Below are 6,073 nucleotides of genomic sequence, written 5' to 3' on the forward strand. Positions count from 1 at the left end.
GGCCGCCCGGGCCTGCGCCGCCACCGGAGCGCGACTGGCGGAGTACCCGGTGTGGACCTGGCACTGGGCCGAGCCCGGCGATCGGCGCGTGCCCTGGGACCGGCGGCGCCGCGTCGTACTCACCGACACCGAGCTCGCCGCCAAGCAGGCGGCGGTCGCGGAGTTCGTCACCCAGGTCGCTCCGCTGTCCGATCGGCCGGGGGACGAGGCGATCCTGCCCGACTGGATCCTCGACCGCCTGGTCACGCGCTCCGAGACGGTGTTCTGGTGAGCACCCCGGGCCACTACTTCGAGGAGATGTACTCCGGGTCGGCAGACCCCTGGGACTTCGCCGGCTCCTGGTACGAACTGCGGCGCTACGGGCTCCTCGTCGCCTCTCTCCCCGAGCAGCGGTACCGCGTGTGTTTCGAGCCCGCCTGCTCGGTGGGGGTGCTCACCGAGATGCTCGCCGGGCGGTGCGACGAGGTGCACGCGGTGGACGTCGTCGACTCCGCCGCCGGGCAGGCCCGCGCGCGCATCGACCGCGCGGGGTTGGACCACGTGCACGTGCGCACCGCCGACGCGTTGGACCCGTGGCCCAGGCGGTCCTGCGACCTGTTGGTGCTCTCGGAGTTCCTCTACTACACGCCGGCCGACGGGCTCGACGAGCTGCTCACCGCACTGCTGACGCTGGCCGAACCCGGCGGGACCGTCGCGGCCTGCCACTGGCTGGGGCGGTCGGACGACCACGCCTGCCACGGCGAGGACGTCCACGCCGCACTCGCACGCCGCACCGACCTCACGCGGATCGTCCACCACCGCGAGGAGCACTTCCTCCTCGAGGTCTTCCGCCGCACCTGATTCCCGGCTGCAGCTAGTCCGGCTGCAGCTAGTTCGGCTCCGCCTCCGGCTGCGGTTCCGGCTCCGAAGCCGGCGCCTCAGCCTCCGCCTCGGCCCGAGTGACGAGGTGCACTATCGCCTCGGCATGGAGCCGGAACAGTTCGGTCACGTCGGCGTCCCCGGTCAGGGACGCGAGGAAAATCCCGTCGCCGCCGGCGAGTGCATAGGTGGCGAGGACCCGGGCATCCGCCTCGGGTAGCCGCGGACGGACCCGCCGGAACTCCGCCGCGATGCGCTCCAGGGCGTCCCCGCGCAGGCGCAGATAGATTCCCCGGGCGGCCGGCTCCACGGGACGCCGCTCCAGCGCCAGCATCAGGCCCAGCCGGAGGAAGTCCGGGGACTCGCGGAACGTCCGGGCCACGCCCAGGCAGAAGGCGGTCACGCGCTCCCGGAGGGCTTCACCCTCCCCGCGGGTGACCTGACCCAGCCACAGCTCGACGCTCTCCTCGACAACCGCCGCCAGCAGTGCGTCCTTGTCCGCGAAATGCCAGTAGATCGAGCTCGCCGGGAGCCCGCTCGCCTTACTGACCTGCGCGATCGAGGTCCCCTCGTACCCGCGTTCACCGGCCACCGCGGCGGCCGCCTCGATGATCCTTTGCCGGGACTCCCGGCCCTTGGCACGGGTGCGCCTGCCCGTGGTCCCCGTCGGCTTCCCCGCCATCCGCTCCCCCGCTCCCTGTGTCCGGCGACTCATTGCGAATCGCCCCGGATCACACTTACCGTAGTGATCACTACAGTACCGCGCGGCGGCAGACGTCAGCGCAGGAAAGGTGGAGAAATGATCGAATCACTGACCCGGAACTGGTGGATCCAGCTCATCCGCGGAGCACTGGCGATCGCCCTGGGCGCGACCGCACTGGCCTCCCCCACCACGGGCATGACGCTCGCGGTGTTCCTCGTGGCGGCCTTCGCCATCGGTGACGGCGCCATGACCGTGACGACCGGAGTGGCACTCCCGGACCGGACCCCCGGCCGCGGTGGCCTCATCCTCGCCGGCGCCGGATTCATGACCCTCGGGCTGGTCGTGCTGTTCTGGCCCGGCATCTCGGCCACCGCGTTGGTTCTGCTGTTCGCCGCCTGGTTGGTGGCCTCCGGCGCCCTCGTCGCCTACGGCGCCCAGACCCTGCGCTCCGAGATCCCCGACTCGTGGGTCATGGTGACGCTCGGCGTCGTCCTGGCGGTGGTGGGACTCGGGCTGGGCGTCGTGGGCCCGGCGGCGGTCGACACGGTCGTCACCTTCGCCGGCTGGTTCGGTCTCGCCGTCGGCGCGGTCATGGCCGCTGTGGCGTTCCGTCTCCGCGCCGACTCCGACCGGCTCGAGCGCCGGGTGGCCGTCGCAGCCTGAACCGCGCCACCCTCATCCACCGGCAGAGTCCGTCGCCCGACCGTGCCGTGCCCGGCCTCGCGCGACGGGGAGCGACCTACTACGGGCTTCCGGGCCCCGGGCGCATGTCGCGCCCCTGCGGCGTGCCACCGGGGTGGCTCGGCCCGCCGTACTTCTCGAGGACGTCGACCTCGAGCGTCGGCGAGGGATCGAGATGCGAGAGGCCGTTGAAACAGAGGTTGACGATGTGCGCGGCGACCTCTTCCTTGGGCGGCGTGCGGGCGTCGAGCCACCACTGGGCGGTCCCGGAGACCATCCCGACCAGGGCCTGCGCGTACACACTGGTGGTGATGGGGTCGAACCCGCGGGCGACGAACTCCTCCTCGAGGATGTAGGTCACGCTGGCGGTGGCGTCGTTGAGCAGGGTCGAATACGAGCCCCCACCCACGGGGGACGATTCGCGCACGAGAATACGGAAACCGTCCGTGCGCTCCTCGACGTAGCGCAGCAGCGCCATCGCCGCGCGCTCGATGCGCCGCCGCGACCCCTCGCCCTGCAGCGCCTCGGTGATCTCCGCGCCGAGGTAGGCGAGCTCGCGGTCGCACACGACCGCGTAGAGCCCCTCCTTGCCTCCGAAGTGCTCGTAGACCACCGGCTTGGACACCCCCGCCGCGGCGGCGATGTCCTCCACCGTCGCGGCGTCGTAGCCGTTCTCGGCGAAGATCCGTCGGCCGACCTCCACCAGCTGCTGCCGCCGCTTGGCGGCGGACATCCTGGTCCTCGGTGTCGGTACGCCCGCGCCCGTCATGCCCCACCCCTTTTTCTGATACCCCGAGGATAGCCACGCGCGAATTCCGCTCCCCCCGACCGGCGGCAACACTGCTGCTCACGGCGGCCAGGGCCCATCGGTGCGCAGGTGCGCACCGATGGGCCCGATCTCATGTGCCAGACTGGTGACGGCCCGTTCGCGGGCCGTTCCCCCGTGGTGTAATCGGCAACACTCCTGATTTTGGTTCAGGCATTTCAGGTTCGAGTCCTGGCGGGGGAGCTAGAAGATCCCGCCGAAGATCCCCACGGCCAGCACCAGCAACAGGATCGCGATGATCGCGAACACCGCCAACGCCGGTTGCCGTGCGCGCCGCGGCTTCTTCTCCACCTCGGCATCGGGCTGGAAGGCCGGGTCCTGCCCGGGCTGCCCGGGTCCGTTCATTCCGGTCACGTGAATCGCTCCTCTTCCATCCGGGCGTAGGCCTCCAGCAGCTCGAGGGCGTGCTCTCCGGCAACACCCTCCGCGCGCAGGCCCGTACGCATCGACTCCACCATCTCCCTACCGTGCGGGAACGGCGGCAGCAACGGAATGTCCGGGTCGGTGATCGCGTCGATCACGGTCGGCCGGTCCGCCAGGAACGCCTCCTCCAAGGCGGGCACGAGCTGCTCGGGGTCCTCGACGCGCACCCCGCGCAGCCCCAGCAGTTCGGCGTAGCCGGCCACGTCGAACGGCGGCACGTCCTGCGACCGGGCGAACCGCGGCTGGGCCTCGCTCTCGCGCTGCTCCCAGCTCACCTCCGCCAGGTCCCGGTTGCTGAGCACCACGATCACCATCGTCGGGTCCTCCCAGCTCGGCCACGCCTCGGAGACGGTGATGAGCTCGTTGATCCCCAGCATCTGGATTGCCCCGTCGCCGGCCAGGACCGCGACGGGCTTGGCGGGCGCGGTGGCCTTGGCGGCGATCGCGTACGGGATCCCGCAGCCCATCGACGCCAGCGTGCTCGACAGGTGCGCAGGGACGGTCGTCGGCAGGCTGACCTGTCGGACGTAGTGGTAGACGCTGCTGCCCACGTCCACGGCGAGCCGCGCATCGTGCGGCAGGCGCTCGCCCAGTCGCCGCGCGACCAGCTCCGGGTTCAGCCCGCGCGCCGGCACCTCGGAGCGCATGCGGGAGATCTCCCACCACTGCCCCACCCACTTCTCCACGTCGCCGCGCCAGGCGGAGCGGTCGCGGTCGGCCACGCGTCCGGTGAGTTCGCGTAGTGCGGCCGCGGCGTCGCCCACCATGCCGACCTCGATCGGATACCGGTTGGCCAGGTGCACCGGGTCGAGGTCGATCTGCACGGCCCGCGCCTGCCCGGGCTCCGGGTAGAACTCGGTCCAGGGGTCGTTCGATCCGACGATGAGGAGGGTGTCGCAGTTCTGGAGGATGCGCGCGCTCGCCGTCGTCCCCAGATGGCCCATGGTCCCGCCCACCACCGGCGAGGACTCGTCCACGTAGGGCTTACCCAACAGGCTCATCGTCCCGCCGGCGTCCAGGCGCTCGGCGAGTTCCATCAGCTCGGCCTGCGCACCGGCGACGCCGCGCCCGGCCAGGATCGCGATCCGCTCCCCCGCGTCGAGCACCTCCACGGCGCGCGCCACGTCGTCGTCGCGGGGGGTGGTGACCCCGTGGGTCCATTCGGGGGCGGTGACCACCACCCCGTGCTCCTGGTCGAGGTCCTCGCCCAGCTCCGGGGCCTCGGCGTTCTGCACGTCGTGGGGAAGGATGACGACGACGGGGGTCCGGTGCGTCAACGCGGAGCGGAACGCCCGGTCGATCACCATGGGCGCCTGCTCGGCCGACGACACCGTCTGCAGGTACGGCCCGGCCACGTCCGCGAAGACGTTGCCGAGGTTGATCTCCTGCTGGTAGCCCGACCCGAGCACGCTGGTGTGCTGCTGCGCGACGAGCGCCACCACGGGCACGCTGTCGAGTTTGGCGTCGTACAGGCCGTTGAGCAGGTGTATCGCGCCGGGGCCCTGCGTGGAGGTCATCACCCCGACCGCGCCCGAGTACTTGGCGTCGGCCACCGCCATGAACGCCGCCGACTCCTCGTGGCGGGCCCGCCCGAACGTCGGGGCGATCTCGGCGCGCTGCAACGCGCCGAGCAGCGGGTTGTTGCCGTCCCCGGCGTAGCCGTAGATCCGTTCGACGTCCCAGGCCACCAACCGTTCGACGACGAGGTCGGCCACCGTCCTGTCCGTGGTCATACGCGTGCCCCTTCCGCTCGTCAGCCGTAGTGGCCCCACCGTAGGGGGCGCACCCGCGGCCCTCCACCGGTCATGGTGGCGCGGGCCCGCGGAACCGGTTGTCCGGCGGGTGGGGTGGCCCTATCGTCCGGGCATGGACACCGATCTCAAGGCACTCGCCCTGGTGTGCTCGCTCAAGGCCTCGCCCGCCGAGTCGAGCAGCGACCTCATCGCCCGGCAGGTCCTCGACGAACTCGCCGGTCACGGCGTCACCGGGGAAACCGTCCGGGTCGCGGACTTCGACGTCCGTCCGGGGGTCGACGACGACATGGGCGGCGGCGACGAGTGGCCCGCCATCCTCGAGAAGGTCCGAACCGCCGACGTCCTCGTGTTGTCCACGCCGACGTGGCTCGGCAATCCGTCCAGCATCGCGCAGCGGGTGCTGGAGCGTCTCGACGCGCAGCTGTCGGCCACCGACGACGAGGGCCGTCCCGCGATGTTCGGCAAGGTCGCCGTGGTCGCGGTGGTGGGCAACGAGGACGGCGCGCACAAGATCGTCGCCGACATGTTCCAGGGCCTGAACGACATCGGGTTCACGATCCCGGCGCAGGGCTGCACCTACTGGAACAACGAGGCCATGAACCCGGTGGACTACAAGGACCTCGACTCCACGCCGTCGGCCGTGGCCTCGACCATCACCACGTTGTCGTCCAACGCGGTGCACCTGGCGCGGTTCCTCCGCAGCGAGCAGTACCCGGCGGTCTAACCCTTGGTGCTCCGCTCGACCGCGCTGCGGACGGTGTAGCGCAGGAACGCCGGGAAGGCGATCGCGCAGATCACCACGCCGATCACCACCAGCACGCCACCACC

General features: G+C 71.2%; 7 protein-coding genes, 1 tRNA gene and 1 pseudogene. 5 read left to right on the forward strand and 4 right to left on the reverse strand.

The annotated features are described in order from the left end of the window. Both G6023_RS09675 and G6023_RS09680 read left to right on the forward strand, forming a co-directional pair. Positions 1-271 (forward strand): annotated as a pseudogene (locus tag G6023_RS09675) (PIG-L family deacetylase); the annotation flags it as partial. Continuing rightward, positions 268-840 (forward strand): class I SAM-dependent methyltransferase, encoded by a 573-nt coding sequence (locus G6023_RS09680; protein WP_182635200.1) that lies wholly within the window; start codon positions 268-270, stop codon positions 838-840. The pseudogene G6023_RS09675 and the gene G6023_RS09680, both read left to right, overlap by 4 nt. A 28-nt stretch (positions 841-868) precedes the next feature. Here G6023_RS09680 and G6023_RS09685 read toward each other — a convergent pair whose 3' ends face one another. After that, the gene (locus tag G6023_RS09685; RefSeq protein ID WP_182635201.1) at positions 869-1,540 is read right to left on the reverse strand and encodes a TetR/AcrR family transcriptional regulator; all 672 of its coding nucleotides are present in this window, start codon (positions 1,538-1,540) and stop codon (positions 869-871) included. A gap of 117 nt (positions 1,541-1,657) precedes the next feature. Between G6023_RS09685 and G6023_RS09690 the strand changes: the two genes are divergently transcribed. Further along, on the forward strand, positions 1,658-2,224 hold the full coding sequence (locus G6023_RS09690) for an HdeD family acid-resistance protein (RefSeq protein ID WP_182635202.1): 567 nt from the start codon (positions 1,658-1,660) through the stop codon (positions 2,222-2,224). Positions 2,225-2,303: 79 nt separating this feature from the next. On the opposite strand, the gene G6023_RS09695 is transcribed toward G6023_RS09690, so the two are convergent. Continuing rightward, positions 2,304-2,975, reverse strand: a complete 672-nt coding sequence (locus G6023_RS09695) for a TetR/AcrR family transcriptional regulator (RefSeq protein ID WP_069389956.1) — start codon at positions 2,973-2,975, stop codon at positions 2,304-2,306. A 204-nt stretch (positions 2,976-3,179) separates the two neighbouring features. On the opposite strand from G6023_RS09695, the gene G6023_RS09700 reads away from it, so the two are divergent. Continuing rightward, a tRNA-Gln gene (locus G6023_RS09700) sits at positions 3,180-3,251 on the forward strand. Here the strand turns inward: G6023_RS09700 and G6023_RS09705 are convergent. Both G6023_RS09705 and G6023_RS09710 read right to left on the reverse strand, forming a co-directional pair. Beyond that, positions 3,252-3,422, reverse strand: coding sequence for a hypothetical protein (locus G6023_RS09705; protein WP_159147944.1), 171 nt, complete (start codon positions 3,420-3,422; stop codon positions 3,252-3,254). Then, the gene (locus tag G6023_RS09710; RefSeq protein ID WP_182635204.1) at positions 3,419-5,224 is read right to left on the reverse strand and encodes a thiamine pyrophosphate-requiring protein; all 1,806 of its coding nucleotides are present in this window, start codon (positions 5,222-5,224) and stop codon (positions 3,419-3,421) included. Before G6023_RS09710 ends, G6023_RS09705 begins: the two co-directional genes overlap by 4 nt. A gap of 133 nt (positions 5,225-5,357) precedes the next feature. Here G6023_RS09710 and G6023_RS09715 point away from each other — a divergent pair, with 133 nt between their 5' ends. Further along, a complete protein-coding gene (locus G6023_RS09715) occupies positions 5,358-5,969 on the forward strand; it encodes a flavodoxin family protein (protein WP_182635205.1) in 612 nt (203 codons plus the stop codon). The last annotated feature ends 104 nt before the right edge of the window (positions 5,970-6,073 follow it).

Source organism: Dietzia sp. DQ11-71 (genome assembly GCF_014144995.1).
Classification (GTDB): domain Bacteria; phylum Actinomycetota; class Actinomycetes; order Mycobacteriales; family Mycobacteriaceae; genus Dietzia; species Dietzia kunjamensis.